17 protein-coding genes and 1 other RNA gene are annotated in these 15,366 nt (G+C 38.2%); 10 read left to right on the top strand and 8 right to left on the bottom strand.

Annotation, left to right across the window (positions count from 1 at the left end):
• The first annotated feature begins 1,452 nt into the window (after positions 1-1,452).
• Complete coding sequence (locus ACTHOQ_RS04380) at positions 1,453-1,899, top strand: GNAT family N-acetyltransferase (RefSeq protein ID WP_440494450.1); 447 nt, start codon at positions 1,453-1,455, stop codon at positions 1,897-1,899.
• 222 nt (positions 1,900-2,121) lie between these two features.
• Here ACTHOQ_RS04380 and ACTHOQ_RS04375 read toward each other — a convergent pair whose 3' ends face one another.
• Together ACTHOQ_RS04375 and ACTHOQ_RS04370 are read right to left on the bottom strand one after the other, a co-directional pair.
• Positions 2,122-3,081 carry a DUF4179 domain-containing protein gene (locus ACTHOQ_RS04375; RefSeq protein WP_440494449.1) on the bottom strand — a complete coding sequence of 320 codons (960 nt, stop codon included), beginning with the start codon at positions 3,079-3,081 and terminating at the stop codon, positions 2,122-2,124.
• A complete protein-coding gene (locus ACTHOQ_RS04370; RefSeq protein ID WP_440494448.1) occupies positions 3,062-3,601 on the bottom strand; it encodes a sigma-70 family RNA polymerase sigma factor in 540 nt (179 codons plus the stop codon). Before ACTHOQ_RS04370 ends, ACTHOQ_RS04375 begins: the two co-directional genes overlap by 20 nt.
• Before the next feature lie 631 nt (positions 3,602-4,232).
• Between ACTHOQ_RS04370 and ACTHOQ_RS04365 the strand changes: the two genes are divergently transcribed.
• Complete coding sequence (locus ACTHOQ_RS04365) at positions 4,233-4,475, top strand: hypothetical protein (protein ID WP_440494447.1); 243 nt, start codon at positions 4,233-4,235, stop codon at positions 4,473-4,475.
• Between the two features lie 170 nt (positions 4,476-4,645).
• On the opposite strand, the gene ssrS is transcribed toward ACTHOQ_RS04365, so the two are convergent.
• The 6 genes from ssrS to ACTHOQ_RS04335 all read right to left on the bottom strand — a co-directional run bounded on the left by ssrS (position 4,646) and on the right by ACTHOQ_RS04335 (position 7,940).
• Positions 4,646-4,837, bottom strand: a non-coding RNA gene (gene ssrS / locus ACTHOQ_RS04360) — 6S RNA.
• A 75-nt stretch (positions 4,838-4,912) separates the two neighbouring features.
• Positions 4,913-5,626, bottom strand: a complete 714-nt coding sequence (locus ACTHOQ_RS04355; protein WP_440494446.1) for a YfjL-like protein — start codon at positions 5,624-5,626, stop codon at positions 4,913-4,915.
• Positions 5,623-6,213, bottom strand: a complete 591-nt coding sequence (locus tag ACTHOQ_RS04350) for a zf-HC2 domain-containing protein (protein ID WP_440494445.1) — start codon at positions 6,211-6,213, stop codon at positions 5,623-5,625. Before ACTHOQ_RS04350 ends, ACTHOQ_RS04355 begins: the two co-directional genes overlap by 4 nt.
• Entirely contained in the window at positions 6,210-6,701 is a 492-nt protein-coding gene (locus ACTHOQ_RS04345) for an RNA polymerase sigma factor (RefSeq protein ID WP_440494444.1), read from the bottom strand. The genes ACTHOQ_RS04350 and ACTHOQ_RS04345 overlap by 4 nt, the downstream gene beginning before the upstream one ends.
• 110 nt (positions 6,702-6,811) lie before the next feature.
• Entirely contained in the window at positions 6,812-7,456 is a 645-nt protein-coding gene (locus ACTHOQ_RS04340) for a YfbR-like 5'-deoxynucleotidase (protein WP_440494443.1), read from the bottom strand.
• 295 nt (positions 7,457-7,751) lie between these two features.
• Positions 7,752-7,940 carry a putative motility protein gene (locus tag ACTHOQ_RS04335; RefSeq protein WP_440494442.1) on the bottom strand — a complete coding sequence of 63 codons (189 nt, stop codon included), beginning with the start codon at positions 7,938-7,940 and terminating at the stop codon, positions 7,752-7,754.
• 304 nt (positions 7,941-8,244) lie between these two features.
• Here ACTHOQ_RS04335 and ACTHOQ_RS04330 point away from each other — a divergent pair, with 304 nt between their 5' ends.
• From ACTHOQ_RS04330 to ACTHOQ_RS04295, 8 genes are all read left to right on the top strand, one after another.
• Positions 8,245-9,006, top strand: coding sequence for a 3D domain-containing protein (locus ACTHOQ_RS04330; protein ID WP_440494441.1), 762 nt, complete (start codon positions 8,245-8,247; stop codon positions 9,004-9,006).
• A gap of 83 nt (positions 9,007-9,089) precedes the next feature.
• Positions 9,090-9,629: a superoxide dismutase family protein gene (locus tag ACTHOQ_RS04325; protein WP_440494440.1), complete on the top strand. Its 540-nt coding sequence runs from the start codon at positions 9,090-9,092 to the stop codon at positions 9,627-9,629.
• A gap of 324 nt (positions 9,630-9,953) precedes the next feature.
• Positions 9,954-10,967, top strand: a complete 1,014-nt coding sequence (locus ACTHOQ_RS04320) for a TAXI family TRAP transporter solute-binding subunit (RefSeq protein WP_440494439.1) — start codon at positions 9,954-9,956, stop codon at positions 10,965-10,967.
• 102 nt (positions 10,968-11,069) lie between these two features.
• Positions 11,070-11,576: a DUF1850 domain-containing protein gene (locus tag ACTHOQ_RS04315; RefSeq protein WP_440494438.1), complete on the top strand. Its 507-nt coding sequence runs from the start codon at positions 11,070-11,072 to the stop codon at positions 11,574-11,576.
• Positions 11,569-13,584 carry a TRAP transporter permease gene (locus tag ACTHOQ_RS04310; protein ID WP_440494437.1) on the top strand — a complete coding sequence of 672 codons (2,016 nt, stop codon included), beginning with the start codon at positions 11,569-11,571 and terminating at the stop codon, positions 13,582-13,584. The genes ACTHOQ_RS04315 and ACTHOQ_RS04310 overlap by 8 nt, the downstream gene beginning before the upstream one ends.
• Positions 13,585-13,753: 169 nt before the next feature.
• A complete protein-coding gene (locus ACTHOQ_RS04305) occupies positions 13,754-13,888 on the top strand; it encodes a hypothetical protein (protein ID WP_440494436.1) in 135 nt (44 codons plus the stop codon).
• Between the two features lie 160 nt (positions 13,889-14,048).
• Complete coding sequence (locus ACTHOQ_RS04300; RefSeq protein WP_440494435.1) at positions 14,049-15,161, top strand: amidohydrolase; 1,113 nt, start codon at positions 14,049-14,051, stop codon at positions 15,159-15,161.
• Between the two features lie 17 nt (positions 15,162-15,178).
• Positions 15,179-15,325: a hypothetical protein gene (locus ACTHOQ_RS04295; protein ID WP_440494434.1), complete on the top strand. Its 147-nt coding sequence runs from the start codon at positions 15,179-15,181 to the stop codon at positions 15,323-15,325.
• Positions 15,326-15,366 lie beyond the last annotated feature (41 nt).

Below are 15,366 nucleotides of genomic sequence, written 5' to 3'. Positions count from 1 at the left end.
GGAGGGGTACCCCTCCCAGCTAAAACAAATTAATTTCTTCGCATAAATTTAATTAAAAACACTTGACTGGAGGTAAGAAAGCGTCCGACCCGCAATGGAAATCAACCCCATGTTATGGTGATGAACCAATAATTCTCAAGTCAGTTAAATGTTTACCGAAAGACTCCCAAAGCGACGTTTGGTGACATTAATTATATTCCAACTCCTTTCTTGAAATCGAATTTGGGAACATCTTTGTGCTTAAGAGTGTAATTGGTTAAGTATGATGCCACCTTTATGCAATAACAGGCGCTATTATTGAATAAGCATCTCTAAATTCAAGATGTCTTAGTTCATTAAAAAGTTATAAAGTATACAAAATCATTCAAAATAACGTTCTCATGTAAAAGTTAGGGAATTAACCACCACCCACGCTTTGGAAGGTTTTTTTCTCTTCAACAAATGACGTAATTAGTTAATTTTGAAAATAGAGTATCAATGCAGAGCCCTTATTGTTAAAATTTTGTTGGGATGGGAGTAATAGTAACCAAAAAGTTATTGATTGTATTCATTCTTATTGGCTTAGCCGTTGGTGCGCTAGGATACTTCCTACTTTTCGGAAGTGTTTATTCCAAATATGATGTAATGATTACCCTAAGAATTACGCTGTATTTTTGTGCAACAAGAACTAATAATGAATGCAAAATAAATACAAATAAAGTCAATATTCTCTTTTCTCACATTCCGCAAAATCAATCTGTCAGTTTCTAAAATAGGGAATTTACTATGTACAGTCAATTTAAGCGCTCCTTATAATTACTAAATTAGGAACGTTTATTCTTAGATGAACAACGTTAAGAAGCAGGTGTGCGGACGAGCCTAGGTCGTATCAGTATGGTGTACAGGCGATAATAAGCAAGGAAGCCAAATGCCGTTGTAGGGAGTCGGATAGCAGCGCAGTAACGATGAAGTCGGGTAATGCCGATGGTGGAAAGAAAGGCTGCTACCAGGTTATCACCTTTACTAGTGACACATTTACTACATGCAGAGGTAGAGAGCATAAATGGAGACCTAAACTATTAAGGAAAGCAAAATAAGCAAATCTGATTGAAAGTGATTAGGTACATTTTGTGAATGATGACTTGGAGGAGCTGTGTGTGTAAATAGCGCGAGCACGGTTCTGTGCGGGGAGAGAAACACAATCTACTGCAAGGTAGAGAGGTTCCTTTCTACTCGACTAGTTTAAGAATTGTTGTGTAACATCGGGCCATTATATGGCATAGAGCTATAATAATAAAGTGGTGCAATGCGACTATATGAATGACTATTATCAAGGAGAACTGATTCAAAGTCAATTGGAGCATTAAGTTCTAGAATATCTAGGTTGTATTAAGATTTATTTGCTAATTCCACTTTTCAAAAGTTGAATTATATATTGAACAGTCATAACAATGTTTGGAAGGTGATATTGCTTTGCTAGAGTTAAGAAAAATTAATATTGACAATTATGAAGAATGTTTAAACTTGCGTACAATTGATACCAATGTGGACTTTGTAGATCCTGTAGCGTGGTCTTTGGCCGAAGCGTGGGTATTTTATGATGATTCACGCCCTTTTGCAATTTATGCCGATAATGTGATGGTGGGTTTTGTTTCAATGTATATTGGCGAAAATAACCCCCAAATCATAAATTTTATGATAGATAGCCGTTTTCAAAAAAGAGGCTATGGATCAGCAGCGGCTAAGCTTTGTATTGAATATTTGTGTAAAGAATTTAATGCAAGAAGAATCTCCTTACCAGTTAATCTAGAAAATAGAACCGCACAAAAATTTTGGAGTAACATCGGCTTTGAAATAACGGACGATATGGAGGATGGTTATCTTTATATGCGGTTGTACATACCAGAAAAATATGTCTGAGCATGTAAAAATGGGCGCAATTCTTGAAAAGGAATTGTGCCTTCTTCAGCTAAAGAACTATATTATTGAATAACATATTTTTATGCCAGTTTCCCAACTGACGCAAATCACCCGCATTCAATTGAATGCGGGTGATTTGCGCTGCCTATGCTATGAACAGCAGGTTACCAAATGCGAACTTATAAAACCCGTTAAAATACTCTGAACGGGCTTTACTATTTGTTAATTTAAATCAATTGTAATAGGTTTCAATTGCTCTGTTTTAGCGTTATTTATTTTTAATAGAGGTACGATTTTGATGGAAGTTGTATCTTCAGGAAGCTCTAATAAAAGAGTGGCGTTACTAATTTGATTAAAGTTTATTTTTCCACCATGCATATTATAGGCTTCGAAAGTATAAGTTTGCCCTTCAATTGTTGACTCAAAGTTTGCTGTATAAGAGATTCTCGCATTCGTTTGGCCAATTTGAATTTCATCAACAGTAATGCTAAGTTCTCTGTTTTTTGAAGTGACTTGTTGATTGATGACTTGATGCTTGAACGGTAACTTTTCTACAGCTAAGTCAAATGCCCATTCTCCCCTAACACCAGCCATATGCGTGAATGTAATAGGGAATGAGATAACATCTTCTGTAACATTAGCAGGAACATCTAAAATAAGCGCACCCGTATAACCGTTTTCATTTTTTGTTAATGACCCTAATGAGCCACCCCAAGTGGACGTGTCTTTGCCAGCAAACATTTCGTAAGTAAAGCCTGCTTCCGGTGCTTTATTGCCACCGATTGTATCCGTCACTGCACCCGTTGCTTTAAATGTTATCCCTACATATGCTGTATCATAAAAAATAGATGTTACCTCCACCTGGATATCTTGATCTTTTGCAATGAGGGACATTTCAGTAAGTAGTTGTTCATGGGCAATCTGTTCACCAATCGACATTTGATATTTTTCATAAATACCGCCTATTAAGGGAACTTGTGCTAACACATTTGAAACAGGTGTGAAAATAAACCCTGAAGCCAGAAACAGGACTGCTGCTACAGAAGTAATATATGTCATGCGCTTTGTCACCTTTGTACGTTTCGCTTTTATCTCAAGCTGTTGCGCTTGCTCAATACCTAACTGAATTGCCTGGAAAACTTCATCTTTTGGCACTTCTATCTCATGTAAATCTTTGCGCATAGTAATCGTCTCCTAACTTTTGTTTTAATTCCAATTTTGCTCGGCGTAAATACGTTTTGATTGTAGAAGTGGGTTTCCCCATCGAAGCAGCAATTGTTCGAATCGGTAAATCATAATAATAAAATAGTAAGATGACGTTTTTATATTCAGGTTTTAATGTAGCAAGTGATTCCGCTAAATCAAATGTAGGCTCTTCCACTTGATTCGATTCTAAAATGTATGTGATTGTTTCTTCGGGTAAAGTAATTATTTTTTTCTTCCGTTCTAATTCCTTGTAAGCGCAACGGATTAAAATTTTGATGAACCATGTGCTAAAGTAGGCAGGCTCCTTGAGTTGTGCAATTGCTAAATAAGCTTTGCAAGTGGCTTCTTGAAGTACATCTAATGTATCTTCTTTATGTTGCATATGGAGAAAGGCAATTTTATATAATTTCTCACCTTCACTTTTTAATAACTCCTCAAAAGCTAACTTGTCCCCATGAATAGCTTTAAAAGCTAGACGTTCCTTTTTATTATTCATGAGCTAACCTCCTTTCACTTATTAGAGCAAATAATTCTATTATAAAGTTTCAAAATCCAAAAAGAACTTTAGGAATATATAATGGACATTACACAATTAATTCAATGTCCATTTTTAATATTAGTACCGACGACAATTCTTTACATGCTTCATGCTTATTTTGCTTTCAAAGCACTTGATTCAGGACTATTCGAGATCTGATTCAAGTCGCTTAGTTTAAAAGCATCGCGCTTCATTTTGTTAGTTAAATTTTATGAAGAAGTACTCAAGCATGGCATTAAGGGTGTCAGCATTTATCGCATCCTACCTTATGTCCCATCGATAGTGTCCGAACGGGTGATTGCTCAAGAAACCAATAATGGTCCGGCTCAAGAGCATAATTTCGAAGACCAATCATCTAGTTCTTTTAATCTTTCTAAAACAAGCTCTTTACAGGAAATATATAATAATGCACATGCCGAAAAAGAAGCTTGTAAGGAATATATGAACGAATGGCAAGTGAGGCTGTACGATTTCCTGCACTCGATGCCGTTTTTAGACCAGCTGAAGGATGAGTCATACAAGTTAGTGTTGGCATCTCAGGTGAATAGTGTACAGACATTCCACCGTGCCAAAGAGGTTGTTTTTAATCTTGCTCGAAGATATAGCAAGCGGAACGTTAACTGTAACACGCACATTACGCGCAATATTTGTGGGGGCATATAAGGGTAAACTGGATAGATTGGATAAGCAGGCCAATACACCAGTTTCAGCTGTACACGAATACAGGGAGCGACCAGTACCTTTCTATAACTGGTTAGATGAACGCGAGGGTTATACACCAACTGTTAACAATGTTGTGGATAATAAATATTTGCCGAACTGGTTGGATTGATAGAAATCAAAAAAAGACCACCCGTAATCGAGTAGTCATTTGCTATTATTTATTATAAATTATCGTGAATTTTTATCCCACTTTTATCCCAACAATTATTTTGAGCATATTTTATAGTGGATTTGCACTTTCATAAATAGCCTATAAATGCTGTTGTATCAACGTTTATAAGCAAAGCCACATTGCCGTAGTTATTATAGAAAGTTTTAAACCACCACTCCTCAAAGTGGGTGTTCGCAAATGCTATCCTGTCTATCCTGAAGTCAAAAGAGTCCAGGCACGCCATTCCAGCATCGATGTAAAACTCCCTGTATAAGTATAAAGGTTAAAACTTAATATTCGTACGTACAACGTAGCCTTATTCATATAATATAACAACTTTTTGCTATGTGCAATAAAGTATGTTTTATAAAAAAAGTCAAATGATTTGAATGGATTTATTCGATATTATCCAAAGTAATTGGCGAATTTCCCTGGAATTGCAGGCTGTATTTACGTTGATAGTAGATGGATGCATAGCCTTCTTTTTTACCGTCGCGATTATCCATTTTTTCATCCATATAAACGGAAACCGTATCGTAGCGAATTTCATCTCTATCTAGCGCCGCCTGAATCTCTTGGACGGTATTCAAAAATTCCTCTTCTGTTTCGCCTTTATATAAAGGGAATTCGATTGAAATCGACGGGGCAACGATGACATTTACAGCAGGTGCCCATTCGGTTTGAGGAAACTGGTTGGGCACATCAATTGAGTAATATATGTTGCCGATTGGGAATGCCGTCAATAATTCTTTTACATATTGTGAACCTTGATCGCTCCAATCATTCGATTTTGTCTCATCCCTCGAATCATAATGCATCGTTTTTGTTTGAATCGTATTGGGCAAGTATTTAGGGCCTACTTCAAATGTATATGTCCAATTGTTAGGAGATTCGTAAAAAGTTACATCGAAAGTATAGGCATTGAATTTAAAATTGTAAAAACCTTTATCAAATTGAAAGTCCGCATCTGGATAATGCTCGGATAAATAATCTTTTAAAGTCGATTTCGCAATTTGTTTTGAAATGAAATTGCCATTGAATTCGTTGTACCCGAAAAGCACGGAACTTGTAATTACAAACGCCAAAAATATGGAAAGCCATTTTTTCATGCCGCATCCTCCTTTTTAAATGCTTGAATGAGTAGTTTGACAACGAGTATCCCGAGAACGGTAAAAAGTGTATGAATGAAAGCTGTCCAAACACCACCTGAAACGCTGTTCATCACAAGTGAAGCGGTAGAGGAATAGTGTGTTATTTGATCCGCATACCATTTCGAATAGGAGCCGTAAGAAGCGATCGCTGCGTAAATTGTCCAAATAAAGATTGGTACGAATGCCAATAATAGTGTAAGGATTATGTGGCGATAAAAGTAAAAAGTCACAATTCCCAAAATAAAATAAGACAAAATAAACGCAAAGCTTTCGTTTAATAATGAAGTATTCATGGCAAAAGCAAAGGAAAGTATGACAAATACAAGCTGATAAATTGTTAATTTTAAATGTGCGTGCTGAATCATTTTTGCAGCTGCTTTTTTAGGCGGCGTGAGCGGCGGCAAAGCTTCCATTTCGATTGAAGTAAGTTTTTTGCAATTGGGGCAGCTTGCTAAATGCTGTTCAATCCATTGCTTTGTTTCGGTTTGGACAAGATTTTCTTCATATAAAGGCAACAAATCCTCGGCAATTTTACATGAATTCATGATAACTCCTCCTCTCGCTGCAGCTTGATTTTTTGACGGTGAAAATTGACGCGCACATAGTTTTCGCTTAGCCCCAGCAACTCTCCGATTTCCTTGAAACTCAATTCACCAATAATCCGGAGCAGCACAATATCCTTAAACGGCGGATCGAGCTTTCCAATTTTTGATAGGAGCCGTTTTGATTCATCTTGTAGTTCGACGAGTTGTTCGGGTGTAAATAACTTTGTTGGCGGTTGGGCTTCCATTTTCTTCACTAAACTTTTCTCATAATGTTTTTTGCGATAATACTTTTTCAATAAGTTGTTTGCAATGTGAAAAAGCCACGTCGAGAGGGCTGCTTCACCGCGATATGTATGAATGGATTTTGCCGCTTCGTAAAAAACATCCTGTGTCAAATCTTCTGCGATGGCTGAATTGGATGTTTTAATGAAGAAATAGGCGTAAATTTTTGGCTGGAGCTCCCGGTAAATTTGTGCTAACACATCCACTCAGTTCACCTCACAAAATAGTTTTCATCATTATAGTACCTTCAAAATAGAATTCGTTACAAAAAAACAAAATAAAAAAGCCTTCCTTATAAATCGGAAGCCTTCTATTGTTAATCTGTATGCTGCTGTAAAATGTTCTCCGTTAATAGCGCGATATCAATAACTGTTTTTTCGGCAACAACATCCGCTAAAATTTCGTTGCGGAAATATGCAACAGACACCGGCAAATCAATCAGCAGTAATTTATTCAACGCATTTTCGTACATGTGAACGAATTCCTTATCTGTATTGCCGCGCTTAAGCTCAGCAAAGGATTCGTAAAACTGGTCGAGCTTGTCGGCGAATTCAAGCAAGCGGCCTTCAATCGTCTCGTCCTTCCCTTCCTTCATGCGGTCAAAGAAAACATCTTGCAGATCAGGTGGTATTTCTGCCCTTATAAATTTTTCCATCATTTTTTCTTCGACATGTGCAAGCATTTGCTTTAATTCAATACTTGCATGTTTGACAGGTGTTTTAATATCCCCGATGAACACTTCGGCAAAATCGTGATTAATCGTTTTTTCGTATAATGCTTTCCAATCGATTGTACTGCCTGCACGTTCTTCCAATGTCGCAAAAAACATCGCATATTGCGAAACTTTCCATGAATGGGCTGCAACATTATGCTCTTCAAATTTGAAACGGCCCGGACAGCGAATGATGCGTTCTAAATCATTCAAACTTGTAAAAAACGTATGGATACCTATAAAAATCACTCCTTCTGTGAGAATATCCTTATTGTATTATTAGTTATACCCGAAAAATGTATTTTTAACAGGGTTTAACGAAATATTAACGTACAGTTTACATAAAAGAGAGGCAAGCAGCTTCCGATAAAAGCTGCGATTTCTAATATAATATGAAGATTTTCTGAAAAGCGTCGAAGTTTCTTGAGTATGATGCTGAAAGTTTTAATAACACGCTTCAACTTTCAAATAAAAAAAAAAGTCCTGCTCCAAAACAGAAAAACGCTCATTGAAGCTGAATTCATGAGCGTTTTTCCTTTTGCAACTAAGCTTGGACGTCGATCATTTGTCCTTTGTAAGGGTGGGCTGCAGGAGCTGATTGTGGCTGCGGCAAATCTTCCATCATTCGAACAACACTTGCTGCACCAGTGTTCATGGCTTTGTCTAAAATGCTCATTTGCAGCGTTTGTTGTAACGAAGCAAGCTGAGCCGACATCATCGAGTTGATTTCCATTGTCATCCCTCCTTTTCTTTAATATCGACAAAGCTCGAAAATATTGATGGTGAAGAAAAAATTGTAATGTGATTGAAATGAAAATCCCAATCATTATTTGCTTTTTTATTGCTCTCCCGCAAATAAATGATAGCTCCATGTATAATTCGCTTCAATATTAGTAATAATTATCCAAAAGGTTTGAAACATGCTTGTAATAGACGGATTATGTTAGCGTCATAAAATTGCAATATGTTTGAGGTAAAGTTGTGACAGAGTAAAAATGAGTTGAATTTATTTACGAAGAATACGGAGGGAACGAAAATTGAAGCGAAAGAAAATAATAGCATTTGTATTGGCGGGAATTTTCGCCACAAGCGGATTTGCTCTAACAGAAGCATCTGCCGCCGCATATACTATCCAATCCGATGATACACTTTACAAAATCAGTAAACAATTTGATACGACCGTTGATGCTTTAAAAGAAATGAACAATTTAATGGGGGATTTAATTTATCCAGGTGATATATTGGAAATTAGCCGCGAGGAACAAATATATACTATTGAACAAGGAGATACATTATATAGAATTGCCATGGAACATGATATTACTGTAGATCAATTGCAAGCATGGAATGATTTAAATTCAGACTTGATTTATGTAGGAGATCCACTCGTTGTTTCGGGACCGTTAGAAGAAGTTACGTTTAATGGGGTGAAAAGTGCTTCGAGTGAAACGGACTGGATACAGCCAGAAACGGACTTCCCGACAAACTCGGCTACGGATTCCAATGTTTCAAAAACGATGACAGTAGAAGCAACAGCATATACTGCCTATTGTGAAGGATGTTCCGGCACAACAGCGAATGGTACAAATTTACGTGCTAATCCAAATCTGAAGGTGATTGCGGTAGACCCGCAAATAATTCCTTTAGGGACAAAAGTTTGGGTGGAAGGTTATGGGGAAGCCATCGCCGCTGATACAGGCGGAGCAATTAAAGGCAATAAAATCGATGTTTTCATTCCGAATCTAGATGGTGCCTATGAATGGGGCCGCCGCACTGTAACGATAAAAATTTTAGATTAATAATTAAGGGACCACTCATTTTTGGGTGGTTTTTTGTATAATCGTCCCTCCTTTTTGAAATACTAGCGTCAAGGAGGGATATTGTGCGAATTATAAGCTTATTCGTATGTGTGCTGCTATTAAGCGGATGTAATTTCTTTCAAAAGGAGAAAATACCAGTAAGTGCACCTGAAGTATTATCCGCAAAGGCGCTTATGTATGATACGAAGGAAAAATTGATTGGGGAGATTATTTTCAAAGAGACGAGTAAAGGTGTCGAATTAACAGCTGTTTTAAATAGTTTAGCGCCTGGCGACCATGGAATCCATTTACATGAGGTAGGGAAATGCGAGCCGCCAAGCTTCGAATCTGCAGGAGCGCATTTTAATCCAACGAAAAAGCAGCATGGAGTGGAAAATCCTTTAGGGCCGCATGTAGGAGATTTGCCGAATATTACCGCAGATGAAACAGGCGAAGTTCAGTTGAATTTTGTAACAGCTGATTTCACCTTAAAAAAGGGCGAAAAAAATTCTCTGTTCGATGAGGATGGCACGTCCATAGTTATTCATGAAAAAGCAGATGATTACAAAACAGATCCGGCAGGCAATTCAAGTGCCCGCATCGCTTGTGGCATAGTTGAATAGCATTCCGCCCGATTGAATTAATAAAAAGTAAAGACATTGTCATGTACGGTTCAATACATGACAATGTCTTTTTAATTAGAGAGGAAAGGGTGATTTTTTTAATAAAATATTTCTATTTATTATTATGCAGTTTAATATACTTATTGAATAATAGGTATATTTAGAGTCTTTTAAACTTAGCGCAATATGGACTTTTATAGCATTTTTTTGATTTTACTAGAATAATAATATTATCTAAATAGTGTGACTTTTACAATATTAATTGACTTTTGAATATTTATGTATGTAAAATGAATCCATATTAAGGTGTGAGGGGGAATTATGATGTTTAAGTCCAAAAAAATGCTTTTCGCATTACTTCTGGGTGCATTGATGCTGGTTTTAGCAGCTTGCGGCGGAAAAGATGAAGAGTCATCAACAACTGATAAAGGCTCTGGCTCAGGAGATGCGACAACAGATGCAGATTTTGGGAAAGTAGACTTTTTAAGTATTTTAACAGGGGGGACGCAAGGGACTTACTATCCACTAGGAGGTACATTTGCGGATTTAATTACAACTGATACAGGCGTAAAAACGACTGCTGAAGTATCACAAGCTTCAGCTGCAAATATGACAGCATTAGCGGCAGGCGATGGTCAAGTTGCTTTCGTTCAAACGGATATCGCGTATTATGCGACACAAGGCACTTTAATGTTCGAAGGGGAAAAAATTGACTCTGTAGTGGCATTGGGCGCTTTATATCCAGAAACGATTCAATTAGTAACATTGGCGGATTCAGGCATTAAAACATTTGCTGACTTAAAAGGCAAAAAGGTTTCTGTAGGTGCACCAGGCTCTGGTACGTACGCAAATGCTGAGCAATTATTGGAAATTCACGGACTATCAATCAAAGACGATATTCAAGCGCAAAACTTGGATTTCGGTGAATCGACAGATGGTATTCAATCAGGACAAATCGATGCAGCATTCATTACTGCGGGTTATCCTACAGGTGCTGTAGAAGCTTTAAATGCGACAAATGGTGTATACATCGTGCCGGTTGAAGCAGACAAGGCAGAAGAATTAATCGCTAAATACCCATATTATGCGGTAGATAATATTCCGGCGGGCACATATGGCTTGGAATCTGAAGTTCCAGCTGTATCTGTAGGGGCGATGTTGGCAGTTCAAAAGGATCTTCCAGAAGATTTAGTGTATGCAATGACAAAAGCAATCTATGACAATACAGATAAAATTGGCCATGCAAAAGGCGAGTTCATTAAAGCTGAAACAGGCCTGGACGGAATCGGTATTGAAGTACACCCAGGTGCACAAAGATATTTTGATGAAGTGAAGTAAGTAGTAACAAAAAGCAAGGGCCTCTGTTGCAAAAATGCTACAGAGGCCTTTTATGTATATGTCTTGTTATATGTACAGTCTGATTTTGAGCGAGGGATTTAGATGAAAAAATGGGTTGTTATCATCCTTGCTTTATTCTTCATTGTTCTTTTCTTTATTCCTTTTGAACGTAGTATAACTTTTACAAAGACAAGGATTGAAAACCCGGTAAAATTCTTTTTGCCGCTGAAAAATGAAGAGACGTTTCAATTGATCTTCACACACTCGATTCATTTAACGGATGTGGTGGAAAGTTACCGAGTTCTTCCGGCAGACGAATTTCAATTATTATCAATGGAGTATTCCGATGTTGCAATTGGAATGCCGGGTTATGCAGAGGAAGGTCAAACACTTCAATATGAAGATGGTATTTATACACTTCGATATACAGATGCAAAATTAAAGGAATTCACGTTACATATTGGGGATGTCGAATATAAATTAAATCTTGAGCATAAAGGGAAAAGCATCCCTTTAAAAGAACATTTAATACGAGGATCGTCATATGTGGTGGCAGTGGAAAAATTGTCTTTCTATGACAAAATGAAAGGAGTCGACTTGAATGACTGACAAAAAAGCTGCAGCAAATGCAGAGAGCTTGCATGAAGGGCTTACACAAGAACAACAGCAGGAATTACTGGAAAAATACGATATTGAATCAAATCAGCGCAGCCCGCAAAATGTGATGAAGTATATCATTTATTTTGGTTTGCTTGCATTTACACTGTTTCAAGTATATACGGCGATATACGGGCAGTTTCCGGCACAAATTCAGCGAACGGTCCACTTAGGGTTTGCGTTGACATTTGTATTTTTATTATTCCCGGCAAGCCGTAAGCTTTCAAAACGCTCAATCCCGTTTTATGACTATATTTTAGCGCTTATTGCTATTTTTGTAGGGAGCTATTGGGTGCTTAATTATGAACGTCTTGTGCAAAGTCTAGGGAAGTTGGAAACAATGGATTTTTATGTAGGACTTTTAGCGATTATTCTAGTACTGGAAGGGGCACGACGGGCGGTAGGTTTACCGATTGCCATTATTGCAGGTCTGTTTTTGCTTTATGCATTTTATGGTCGATATATGCCGGACTTTATGGCACACCGTGGTCAAAGCTTGGATAGTATTGTTAATTTAATGTACTTCTCAACAGATGGTATTTTAGGTACACCGTTAGCGGTATCTTCAACATTTATTTTTGCGTTCCTTTTATTTGGAGCGTTTCTTGTAAAGACAGGTGTAGGGGAATACTTCAATGATCTAGCGATTTCGATTGCCGGAAAATTAACAGGCGGTCCTGCCAAAGTGGCGATTTTCTCATCTGCACTTCAAGGTACGATTTCAGGGAGTTCTGTAGCGAACGTAGTAACTTCAGGGTCATATACGATTCCTATGATGAAACGCCTTGGCTACAATAAGAACTTCGCAGGTGCGGTAGAGGCATCAGCATCCACTGGCGGACAATTAATGCCTCCGATTATGGGGGCGGCCGCTTTCCTGATGGTTGAATTTATCGGCCGTGGAGTAACATACTGGGATATTGCAAAGGCTGCAGCGATTCCGGCGGTTTTATATTTCGCGGGAATTTGGATTATGACGCATTTTGAAGCAAAGCGATTAGGTTTACGCGGTTTGACGGACGAAGAAATGCCAGATCGCTCGCATGTTTTTAAGAAAATCTATTTACTGCTTCCGATTGTATTGATTATTGTTCTTATGATGTCAGGCACGCCAGTAATCCATGCTGCCCTTTATGGGATTCTGTCATGTATTGTTGTAGGGTTCATTAATCCTGATGTGAAATTTGGCATTAAAGAAATTATTGATGGAATGGTTGAGGGAGCACGTTCAGCACTGGCGGTAGCTGCTGCAACTGCTTGTGCGGGTATCATTGTAGGCGTTGTTGTAAAAACAGGTCTAGGGTTATCGTTGGCAAATAGTTTAGTGAAGTTAGCAGGTGGCAGCATTATTATTACATTATTCTTCGTAATGATTGCCTCGCTTATTTTAGGGATGGGTGCGCCTACGACAGCAAACTATGTTATTACATCGACAATTGCTGCTCCGGCTATTATTGCATTATTAGCTCCGGATATGCCGGCAAGTGCTGCACCGCTTATCGTTGTTTTATCAGCGCATTTCTTCGTATTCTATTTTGGAATTATCGCGGATATCACTCCGCCAGTAGCGCTGGCCGCCTTTGCAGCATCGGGTATTTCAGGCGGAGATCCGATTCGGACAGGTGTGAACTCTGCTAAATTAGCGATTGCTGCTTTCATCATTCCTTATATGATTGTATTCTCACCGGCATTGCTAATGATCGATGTAACGATTTGGCAAATTATTTGGGTAGTATTCACAGCGTTAATGGGTATGATTGCAATAGGTGTAGGGGTTATCGGATATTGGTATCGCCCTATTAACTGGTTGGAACGTATTGTTCTATTAGCTTCAGGATTAGCGATGATTTACCCAGAATCATTATCGGATACTATTGGATTGATCGTATTTGGTATAATGTTTGTTATTCAATGGATGACAAAAAATAAAGGAAGCGGTCCAAAAGTGGCGGTTTCATAAAATATAAAAGAGCTTCTGATATTCATTATCAGTTGCTCTTTTATTTATCTCAATAATAGATAGGTTTTATGCTTATTATGCATATAAGGCATTTATAAGTTGATTTTTCTGAAGTGACTTTGTATTATTTAAATTAATTAAAAATTCTGGCAAAGGAAGGGGGAGGGTGATGACTATTCTAAAATCGATGTTTGAAACGTATTTATTTGATGAGGAAATGGAATATGAAGCAGGGGAACAGCAAGAGGCAGCTGAAAAAGAAGAATATACACAATATCCGAACGGTTTTTTCACAAGCTTATAAAGGAGTTTTTATAATGCAGAAGTATACGAACACATTACGGTGTTTATCCAACATAGCAGGTTGGATAAACACTGTTTTTAATTTTTTAGGCGGTAATAATGCAGAATATAAAAATTGTACTGTATAATAGAAATATTAAATAATATTCGAGGTGCGTTTCATGTTAGCGGTTAATTCGACGGAGCAAATGATTTTTGACTGGTTTCAGTATTTCCATGCAAATCCTGAGGTAAGCTGGAAAGAAGTAAATACGACAACCAAATTAGCAGAAATTTTGGATAATATGGGCGTGAAATATAAAAAATTTGATGATGTGACTGGCCTTGTTGCTGAAATAGGCAAGGGCAGCGAGACAATCGCAGTTCGTGCGGATATTGATGCACTTTGGCAAGAAGTTGACGGTGTGATGCAGGCGAATCATTCTTGTGGACATGATGCAAATATATCAATCGTTTTAGGTGCGCTCTATGCATTGAAGAATGAATCATTGACGAAGCGGATCCGTTTTATTTTCCAGCCTGCTGAAGAAACAGGCGGGGGGGCGCTGGCGATGATTGAGCGTGGCGTCATGGAAGATGTAACCCATTTATTCGGTGTTCATTTACGCCCAATTGAAGAGCTGCCTTTGGGGAAAGTAGCGCCTGCGATTTATCACGGTGCAGCCGCTTTTTTAACCGGCACAATTACAGGGATCGATGCACATGGCGCTCGTCCGCATCAAGGGAACAATGCGATTGATGTTGTCGTGGCAATTCAGCAAATGCTAAAAAATATTCATATTGATCCATTTGAAGTATATTCAGCAAAGCTGACGAAAATCGTAGCAGATGGCGGCAGTGTGAATATTATTCCTGGCAATGCGAGCATTTCAATCGATGTACGTGCACAAAAAAACGAAGTCTTAACCCAAATACAGAGCTATGTGGACAAAGGCTTAAAACAAATTGCGGAATTGTTCAAGATAGATGTCGCATGGGATTGGCTTGATGTAACACCAGGTGCGGAAGTATCGGCGGAAGCGGCAGCATTGGCAGAGCGTTCGATTGTCGAAGCCCTTGGAAAAGAGAGTTTAGCACAAGCAGTTATTACGCCTGGAAGCGATGATTTCCATTTTTACACGATTAAAAAACCTGAGTTGAAAGCTACGATGATTGGTGTCGGTGCGAATCTTGGACCAGGGCTGCATCATCCGAAAATGACGTTCGATGCAAAGGCATTGCTTGATGGAGCTAAAGTAGTAACGACAACATTGAAAAACAGCGCAATGAAATAAGAAAGTAGGACGATGCTATGAAGTTTGTAGCATCTTTTTTTGTTCGGATGGTGCTAGGTCGGGGGAAAGGTTCTGCAGGTAACTGGAGCTGCTGCTTGGTGTTTTTATTAGCAAGTGCCGTGCGAAAAGTAGAAAGTTTAGCGCCGGAAGTAGAACATTTATAAAGGAAAGTAGAAACTAATGCCCGGAAAGTAGAATGAATCGC

Source organism: Solibacillus silvestris (assembly GCF_051967575.1).
GTDB lineage: Bacteria > Bacillota > Bacilli > Bacillales_A > Planococcaceae > Solibacillus > Solibacillus silvestris_B.
Note: the sequence above shows the minus strand (reverse complement) of the source record. Positions and strands in the feature narration are given on the sequence as shown.

Excerpts from the sequence above, each read along its gene's own strand:
- ACTHOQ_RS04375 (WP_440494449.1), bottom strand. The coding sequence starts at position 3,081 with ATGCGCAAAGATTTACATGAGATAGAAGTGCCAAAAGATGAAGTTTTC.
- ACTHOQ_RS04370 (WP_440494448.1), bottom strand. The coding sequence starts at position 3,601 with ATGAATAATAAAAAGGAACGTCTAGCTTTTAAAGCTATTCATGGGGAC.
- ACTHOQ_RS04355 (WP_440494446.1), bottom strand. The coding sequence starts at position 5,626 with ATGAAAAAATGGCTTTCCATATTTTTGGCGTTTGTAATTACAAGTTCC.
- ACTHOQ_RS04350 (WP_440494445.1), bottom strand. The coding sequence starts at position 6,213 with ATGAATTCATGTAAAATTGCCGAGGATTTGTTGCCTTTATATGAAGAA.
- ACTHOQ_RS04335 (WP_440494442.1), bottom strand. The coding sequence starts at position 7,940 with ATGGAAATCAACTCGATGATGTCGGCTCAGCTTGCTTCGTTACAACAA.
- ACTHOQ_RS04320 (WP_440494439.1), top strand. The coding sequence starts at position 9,954 with ATGTTTAAGTCCAAAAAAATGCTTTTCGCATTACTTCTGGGTGCATTG.
- ACTHOQ_RS04315 (WP_440494438.1), top strand. The coding sequence starts at position 11,070 with ATGAAAAAATGGGTTGTTATCATCCTTGCTTTATTCTTCATTGTTCTT.
- ACTHOQ_RS04310 (WP_440494437.1), top strand. The coding sequence starts at position 11,569 with ATGACTGACAAAAAAGCTGCAGCAAATGCAGAGAGCTTGCATGAAGGG.
- ACTHOQ_RS04305 (WP_440494436.1), top strand. The coding sequence starts at position 13,754 with ATGACTATTCTAAAATCGATGTTTGAAACGTATTTATTTGATGAGGAA.
- ACTHOQ_RS04300 (WP_440494435.1), top strand. The coding sequence starts at position 14,049 with ATGTTAGCGGTTAATTCGACGGAGCAAATGATTTTTGACTGGTTTCAG.
- ACTHOQ_RS04295 (WP_440494434.1), top strand. The coding sequence starts at position 15,179 with ATGAAGTTTGTAGCATCTTTTTTTGTTCGGATGGTGCTAGGTCGGGGG.